Below are 7,009 nucleotides of genomic sequence, written 5' to 3' on the forward strand. Positions count from 1 at the left end.
GGTTTTCAATGCTCGACGCCCACATCATCCAGCAAGCCGCCGCCCGCCTCGATCAGGCTGAACGCAGCCGCGAACAGGTTGGACAGTTCTCCCTGGAGCACCCTTCGATCAGCATCGAGGACGCCTACGCCATCCAGCGCGCCTGGGTCGCGCAAAAAATCGCCAGTGGTCGCAAACTGGTCGGCCACAAGATCGGCCTGACTTCACGGGCCATGCAGGTTTCCTCGAACATCACCGAGCCGGATTTCGGTGCGCTGCTCGACGACATGCTGTTCGACGAAGGCAGCGACATCCCCTTCGAGCGTTTCATCGTGCCGCGGGTCGAGGTGGAGCTGGCATTCATCCTCGGCAAGCCGCTCAAGGGCCCCAACGTCACCCTGTTCGATGTGCTCGACGCCACCGAGTGGGTGATCCCGGCACTGGAAATCATCGACGCGCGCATCCAGCAGGTCGACCCGCACAGCGGCGCCACCCGCAAGGTGTTCGACACCATCTCCGACAACGCCGCCAATGCCGGCGTGGTCATGGGTGGGCGCGCCGTGCGCCCCGGCGACATCGACCTGCGCAAGGTGCCGGCGGTGCTCTACCGCAACGGCGTGATCGAAGAATCCGGGGTGTCTGCCGCCGTGCTCAACCACCCGGCCAAGGGCGTTGCCTGGCTGGCCAACAAACTGGCCGCCTATGACGTGGGCCTCGAGGCCGGGCAGATCATCCTCGGTGGCTCCTTCACCCGCCCGGTAGCGGCCCGCCCCGGTGACACCTTCCATGTCGACTACGACCAGCTCGGCTCGATTGCCTGCCGTTTCGTCTGAGGACCGCCCATGGACATGCCCATCAACACCTTCAAGCAACGCCTGCGCAGCGGCCAGGCGCAGATCGGCCTGTGGCTCGGCCTGGCCGACCCGTATTGCGCTGAGCTGGCGGCCAACGCCGGTTTCGACTGGCTGCTGCTCGACGGCGAACACGCGCCCAACGACCTGCGCAGCCTGCTCGGCCAGTTGCAGGCCGTGGCGCCTTACCCCGGCCAGCCGGTGGTGCGGCCGGTGGTCGGCGACACTGCGCTGATCAAGCAGTTGCTCGATATCGGTGCCCAGACCTTGCTGGTGCCCATGGTCGAAAGCGCCGAGCAGGCTCGCCAGCTGGTGCGTGCGGTGCGCTACCCGCCGTACGGTGTGCGCGGTGTGGGCAGTGCGCTGGCCCGGGCTTCGCGCTGGAACAGCATCCCCGGTTACCTGGACCTGGCCGACGAGCAGGTATGCCTGCTGGTGCAGATCGAAAACCGCGAGGGGTTGGCGAACCTGGACGAAATCTGTGCCGTTGAAGGTGTGGATGGGGTGTTCATCGGGCCGGCGGACCTGAGCGCGGCCATGGGGCACCGGGGCAACCCGGGGCACCCCGAAGTGCAGGCGGCTATCGAAGAGGCCATCGTGCGGATTGGCCGGGCCGGCAAGGCGGCGGGGATTCTCAGTGCCGACGAGGCATTGGCACGGCGCTATATCGAGCTGGGGGCGGCGTTTGTTGCCGTGGGGGTGGATACCACCGTATTGATGCGCGGGTTGCAGCGGCTGGCGGGAGTATTCAAGGAAGGTGTGGTGAGCACGCCTGTCCAGGGCGGGGTTTACTGACGATCGCAATCGCGGGGCAAGTCGCAGCGGCGAACCGCCGCTCCCACGCGATCCCGTGGGAGCGGGCTTGCCCCGCGATAGGGCCCAACCAGGCTAAGCAGGCATCAGTGCAAAAGCGTTCGCCGATAGATGTGCTGTGCCTATCAGATCGAGCGCTGCAACCCTTTCGCCATACACATCCCCCCGTCACACACAATCAAATCCCTGGCACACTCAGGCAAGACACCTACCGCGCGTTAGGTGCCCAATAGCTGCCACAGCCAGCGCTTGTGCAAGCCCTGCTTCCTAACAATTCCAACTGTCCAGGCTGCGCCATGATCAACATCGAAACGCCCACCTATTACACCGCGACCAAAAAATACAACCTCAGCTTCCCCACCCTCGAAGCCGACATCGAAGCCGATGTGGTGGTGATCGGCGGCGGTTTCTCGGGCATCAACACGGCCCTTGAACTGGCCGAGAAAGGCATCACCAACGTCGTCGTGCTCGAAGCCCGCTACCTCGGCTTCGGCGGCACCGGGCGCAACGGCGGGCAGATCATGGCCGGCATCGGCCACGATCTGGAAAAGATCAAGAGCAGCGTCGGCGAACAGGGCCTGCGCGAGATCTTCGAGATCAGCGAGCTGGGCGCCGGCATCATCAAGGACCGCATCGCCCGCTACGCCATCGACGCCGATTTCTGCCACGGCTACGGCTACATGGGCTTCAACGCCCGCCAGGAAAAGACCCTGCGCGCCTGGGAGAAAGACTTCAAGGCGATCAACGGCAAGGACGAGATCCGCTTCCTCGGCGGCTCCGAAGTCAAGCAGATCATCGGCTCCGACGCCTACAGCAGCGCCCTGCTGCACATGGGCGGCGGCCACGTGCATTCGCTCAACCTGCTGCTCGGCGAGGCCCAGGCCCTGGTGGGCCATGGCGCGCGGATTTTCGAGCACAGCCCGGCGCTGGAAGTGCACTACGGCGAGCGCATCACCGTGCGTACCGGCCGTGGCTCGGTCAAGGCCAGCAAACTGCTGTGGGCCTGCGACAGCTTCCTCAACAAACTCGAACCCGAGCTGCACGCCCGCACCGTCAACACCTACGCCTTCCAGCTGATGACCGAACCGCTGTCGGATGAGCTGATCCAGCGCATCAGCCCGATCCGCGGCGCCTACAGCGATATCCGCCCGGTGATCGACTACTACCGCGTCACCCGCGAAAACCGCCTGCTGTTCGGCGCCGCCACGCCTTTCGTGGAGCACATCCCGAAAGACCTCAAGGCGTGGAACCGCAACCTGATGCTGAAGATTTTCCCGTACCTCAAGGACGTGCGCATCGACCTCGCCTGGGGCGGCCCGATGGCCACCAGCGCCAACCTGTTCCCGCAGCTCGGCACCCTGAGCAACCGCCCCAACGCCTTCTACGTGCAGGGCTATTCGGGCTTTGGCGTCACCCCCAGCCACATCATTTGCAAGATCCTCGCCGAAGGCATGAGCGAAGGCTCCAGCCGCTACGAGCTGATCAGCTCGGTCAAGCACGCGCGCATCCTCGGCAAGGACCACATTCGCCCGCTGCTGCTGACCGCCGGCAAGACCGTGCATCAGCTGTCGGGCTTCTTCAACGGCCGCCGTTGATCCTTTTTGAACTGACCAGGAGAACCACCATGACCCTTACCGCCGTCCGCCAAGGTGTGCAACTGTCCGAACTCGATGCCTGGGGCACCGTTGCCGATCTGGGCTCGACCATCCTCGAAGGCGAGGTCAAGTGCTACGGCAAGATGACCCATGGCGCGCCGACCGACCCGGTCAGCAGCGCTTACTTCGGTACCACCCAGGGCAAGTTCCGCATGGTCTACCCCTTCAGTGAACAGGCCGTGATCGTGACTGGGGAGATCCAGCTGACCGATGAATCCACCGGGCAGGTGACCCGTTACAAGGCAGGCGATGCCTGGTTCGTGAGCAAGGGCACGCCGGTGTTGTGGGAAGTGTTGAGCGAGACTTTCGTAAAGCATTACCTCGCCGTCGCCTGATCCACCGCATCGCGGGGCAAGCCCGCTCCCACGCCAATATCGACGTTTGGCGTGGGAGCGGGCTTGCCCCGCGATCTTTTTGCCCTAACGCCCGGCCATCAGGGCCATCGCCCGAAAGTCCTTCGGCGACTGCTCGAACTGCTTCTTGAACGCCCGGCTGAAATGCGCCGAATCGGTGAACCCCCACTTGAACGCGATCGAGGTAATCGACTCGCGCTTAAGGAATGGGTTGGACAAGTCATCCGCACTACGCTTCAGCCGTGAACGCTGGATATAGCGGCAGACACTGTCACCCTCCTCCTCGAACACCCGGTACAGATGCCGCACCGAAATGCTCAGGCGCTCGGCCAGGTTGGCCGGCGTCAGCCCAGGCTGCCCCAGCGACTCGTCGATGACCTTCTGCACATAACCGCGCAGGTTGCTGCCACCCACACCGCCCGGCGCTACGCCATTGTGCTCGCCACGCTCGAAACCGGGCTCCAGCAGGGAAATGAAAGCCGACTGCAGGGCATCGCCTTGCGCACCGCCTGCGTCTTCCTCTTCGCGGCACAGCTGGTCCATCAGCAAATGCAGCATGCGCCCGCAAGCGTTGGTCGAGGAGATCTTGCCGAAGGCGGCGCCCTGCCCGGTCACGTGCTTGCGCACCTGCTCGCGGGACAGCGACAGCGAGACGTGCTCGATCAGCCCGAACGGCGTGATCTCGCACGGGCCGACCGAGTCCATCAACAGCAGATCGCCGGGTGACAATTGCAGGCTCACGCCGCCCTGGGTGATCCGCGAATAGCCCATGCGCTGGCTGACCAGGAAACAGTGCTGGTCGTCGTCACGGTCGGGGTTGTCGCCGAAACGGCGGATATTGCCGGCATTGGTGCGCAGGTTGGCCAGGGCCAGGCCTGCGCGATTGAAGGTGGCGATTTCACCGATGAACAGCGCTCGGTTGAACGCCAGCTCGGTCTGGAAACGCCCACACACTTGTTGCATGGCGGCGGTCCAACGGTCCAGGCCGTCGATTTCGGGCTGGGTGCTGCAGTGGGAAACGGGCTGGGGCATGGCAACCTCCACACGCGGGCATTGTTGTTATGGGTCAATTGTTAACATGTTATCCATTGACGCACAACTGTCATCTGTTCGCCGGTGTAGCGAGCAGGTTCCATGCCAAGGGGTTCAGGGTTTGCGCAGGGGGTTAGAATGCTGGGGCGCACAGCGCCCCTGCTTTCAATACTCGCTAAGGATACGCTGCAGCGCCTCGAAGGCCTGCCAGAGATGCCCGCGCTGATCAGCGCTAAGCGGGATGTAGCGGCGGAACGCAGGCACCCGGTTGACCACTTCACTGGCCCCCATATGCTCCAGGGTGACCTGCCACTGGCCACCCTCGCAGCCAATGCTCAGGCGCTTGAAGTCCAGCGGCATCAGTGCAACCTGCAGGGCACTGTCGCCGGCGATACGCGCCTGCAGCAGGTCGAACAAAGCCTTGTCACCGCCCCGCTGGCGACAGGCCAGGCCGGTACGGCGCAATGCCCCGCTGTGATGCATGTCCATCTGCACCGTGCCCTGTCCGGAGGCAGGCAACCGCAGGCTGAACTCGCACATCACCAGGTGCATCAGCAGGTGGCTTTCGGTACGCTCACGCACTTCAATCACCGGGCCATCCTGCCGGTAGGTAAAGGTGAGCGGGCCTCCTCCGGATTGTAAATCCGTCAAACCGATGTTGCGCTGCAGTCGCGCCAGGGTCGCCCCGGGCCGGTAGCCGGTCGGGGCGCAGGGGCCGGTCAGGCGCTCAAGCCAGCTTGCCGACATGCTGCACCTGCTCGTTGTGGAAGTGGCCGGGCTCGGCACCGAATTCCTTCTCCAGCACATCCTCGACCCGCGCTGGCTTGAACGGGTTGACCTTCTGCACGCAAAGCGTCCAGAACAGCGCGTAGGCCGCCGTAGCGCCCAGCATCACGGCAAACGGCACATACACATCGGCGGGGTTCATGCCCGGCGGGGTGATGAACCACATGCCCAGCAAGATGCCGATGCTGGAGACGATCTGCGGCAGCGGGAACAGCGGCGAGCGATAGGCGCGCGGCAGGTCCGGCCGGCGAATGCGCAGGATCACCACCGACAGCGTCACCAGCAGGTAGGCCGTGCTCCAGGCGCACACCGCCGCCAGCACCAGGTGCAGGATGTTGTCGGTGTTGCCGCCCAGGTACCAGGCGTGCAGGCACGGGATCAACGCCACCACCAGGATGCACAGCAGCGGCGTCTTGAAGCGCGGGTGCAGGTAGCTGAACACCTTGGGCAACGCCCCATCCACGGCCATGCCGTAAAGGATCCGCGGCACACCGGCCATCAGCGTGTTGATGGTGGCCGCACCGGCGAACAGGAAGCCAACGCCCAGCCACACCGGGCCGATATCGCCCATCACCTGCTCGGCGAAGCGCGGGATGGCCATGGGCGTGTCCAGCAAGTGCACGCCGCTGGCGGCGTCGAGCAGCACGTTCTCCACCTGGCGCTTCATCGCCGCGCCGTAGATGAACATGCAGCTGGCCACGCCGAACAGGCCCAGGGCCATGGCCTTGGGCATTACCCAGGCCGAACGGCGCAGTTCCGGGGCCAGCGGGGTGACGAACTCGCAGCCGACGAACATGAACATGGCCATGCCCACCAGCGAGAGGACGGTCATCAGGTCGGTGCCGACCATCGAGACACCGAACGGCCCTTCCAGCTGCACCGCCGGCGCGGCCAGCAAGCCGAGCACGCCGAACACCATCAGCGTGGTCCACATGCCGAAGGTCAGCACCACCTCGGCGCGGCCGAAGGCACTGACGCCAAACGCGTTGAGCACGCCGAACGCGAGCACGAAGCCCACCCCCAGCAGCCAGGAGCCGCCGGCAGATTCGGCAAGGGTGTTGAGGTGCTCGAAGTTCACCAGTGCCATCACCCCAGAAAGGATGGTCTCGGCGGTGCCGGCGAACACATGCACGATCAGGTAGGCCGACAAAGTGCCGGTGATGGCGAAGAAACGGCCCAGGCCGCAGTTGATGTAGTCGTATACGGAGCCGGTGGTTGGCAGGATCGCTGCCGCTTCGGCGAAGGTGGTCGACTGCGCGAGCATCATCACGGCCGCAATCACCATGGCCACGGCGAAGGCGCTGCCGCCGATGCCGAAGCCCATGGTGGCGGTGAGGATCACGGGGCTGGCCATGATCAGGCCGACGGTGCTGGCCAGCGCGGTGGGGAAGCCGACGCTGCCGCGGTTGAGGTGCTCGGTGAGCTTATTGTTGATTGTCATGGGGTGGGCCCTGGCTGGACGAGGGAAAGATGACGGCTTGCCGGGCGCGCCGCAAGTGCTGGCGATCGCCGCGAGTTCGGTAAAGGTGTTCGGCATCCA

Annotated in this window: 7 protein-coding genes; 4 read left to right on the forward strand and 3 right to left on the reverse strand. The window is 64.6% G+C overall.

All coding sequences use genetic code 11. The annotated features are described in order from the left end of the window. Positions 1–8: 8 nt before the first annotated feature. The 4 genes from hpaH (at position 9) to F6X61_RS01530 (ending at position 3,633) form a co-directional block, all read left to right on the forward strand. Positions 9–812 (forward strand): 2-oxo-hept-4-ene-1,7-dioate hydratase, encoded by an 804-nt coding sequence (gene hpaH, locus F6X61_RS01515; protein WP_153785075.1) that lies wholly within the window; start codon positions 9–11, stop codon positions 810–812. Between the two features lie 9 nt (positions 813–821). After that, positions 822–1,625, forward strand: coding sequence for a 4-hydroxy-2-oxoheptanedioate aldolase (gene hpaI, locus F6X61_RS01520; protein ID WP_153785076.1), 804 nt, complete (start codon positions 822–824; stop codon positions 1,623–1,625). Between the two features lie 314 nt (positions 1,626–1,939). Continuing rightward, positions 1,940–3,238 carry an FAD-binding oxidoreductase gene (locus F6X61_RS01525; RefSeq protein WP_153785077.1) on the forward strand — a complete coding sequence of 433 codons (1,299 nt, stop codon included), beginning with the start codon at positions 1,940–1,942 and terminating at the stop codon, positions 3,236–3,238. A 29-nt stretch (positions 3,239–3,267) separates the two neighbouring features. After that, on the forward strand, positions 3,268–3,633 hold the full coding sequence (locus F6X61_RS01530; protein ID WP_153785078.1) for a cupin domain-containing protein: 366 nt from the start codon (positions 3,268–3,270) through the stop codon (positions 3,631–3,633). Between the two features lie 84 nt (positions 3,634–3,717). Here F6X61_RS01530 and feaR read toward each other — a convergent pair whose 3' ends face one another. From feaR to F6X61_RS01545, 3 genes are all read right to left on the reverse strand, one after another. Further along, positions 3,718–4,683, reverse strand: coding sequence for a transcriptional regulator FeaR (gene feaR / locus F6X61_RS01535; RefSeq protein ID WP_153785079.1), 966 nt, complete (start codon positions 4,681–4,683; stop codon positions 3,718–3,720). A 165-nt stretch (positions 4,684–4,848) separates the two neighbouring features. Then, complete coding sequence (locus tag F6X61_RS01540; RefSeq protein ID WP_153785080.1) at positions 4,849–5,430, reverse strand: DUF3156 family protein; 582 nt, start codon at positions 5,428–5,430, stop codon at positions 4,849–4,851. Further along, a complete protein-coding gene (locus tag F6X61_RS01545; RefSeq protein WP_153785081.1) occupies positions 5,411–6,910 on the reverse strand; it encodes an APC family permease in 1,500 nt (499 codons plus the stop codon). Before F6X61_RS01545 ends, F6X61_RS01540 begins: the two co-directional genes overlap by 20 nt. Between the last annotated feature and the right edge of the window lie 99 nt (positions 6,911–7,009).

It is taken from the genome of Pseudomonas sp. EMN2, from assembly GCF_009650555.1.
Classification (GTDB): domain Bacteria; phylum Pseudomonadota; class Gammaproteobacteria; order Pseudomonadales; family Pseudomonadaceae; genus Aquipseudomonas; species Aquipseudomonas sichuanensis.

Excerpts from the sequence above, each read along its gene's own strand:
- hpaH (WP_153785075.1), top strand. The coding sequence starts at position 9 with ATGCTCGACGCCCACATCATCCAGCAAGCCGCCGCCCGCCTCGATCAG.
- hpaI (WP_153785076.1), top strand. The coding sequence starts at position 822 with ATGGACATGCCCATCAACACCTTCAAGCAACGCCTGCGCAGCGGCCAG.
- F6X61_RS01525 (WP_153785077.1), top strand. The coding sequence starts at position 1,940 with ATGATCAACATCGAAACGCCCACCTATTACACCGCGACCAAAAAATAC.
- F6X61_RS01530 (WP_153785078.1), top strand. The coding sequence starts at position 3,268 with ATGACCCTTACCGCCGTCCGCCAAGGTGTGCAACTGTCCGAACTCGAT.
- feaR (WP_153785079.1), bottom strand. The coding sequence starts at position 4,683 with ATGCCCCAGCCCGTTTCCCACTGCAGCACCCAGCCCGAAATCGACGGC.
- F6X61_RS01540 (WP_153785080.1), bottom strand. The coding sequence starts at position 5,430 with ATGTCGGCAAGCTGGCTTGAGCGCCTGACCGGCCCCTGCGCCCCGACC.
- F6X61_RS01545 (WP_153785081.1), bottom strand. The coding sequence starts at position 6,910 with ATGACAATCAACAATAAGCTCACCGAGCACCTCAACCGCGGCAGCGTC.